General features: G+C 60.7%; 1 protein-coding gene. It reads right to left on the minus strand.

Going from position 1 to position 224, the window contains the following annotated elements; translation table 11 throughout:
• The coding region (locus CIC12_RS07005) for a hypothetical protein (RefSeq protein WP_168663443.1) at positions 1-224 on the minus strand (224 nt) is incomplete at both ends.

Genomic DNA, 224 nt, shown 5'->3' on the forward strand with positions numbered 1-224 from the left:
TGGCTGTGTTCTGATCGCTGACCATGTTCAATTGGGCGACGTTGACCGCATCCGTATTCGCGATGCCTGCAGCCACGTTGTGAATGATGGTGCCGCCGCTTGCCGCGCTGCCGCCGAGTGAGACACTGGCGAGGTTGACGCTGCCGTCGGCGTTCCGGTCATACATCAGTGCGCCGTCGAGTTTCGCGGCATTGGCCTCGCTCTGATCGCTGACCGTGTTCAAT

This window comes from Paraburkholderia sp. SG-MS1, assembly GCF_012275575.1.
Lineage (GTDB): Bacteria > Pseudomonadota > Gammaproteobacteria > Burkholderiales > Burkholderiaceae > Paraburkholderia.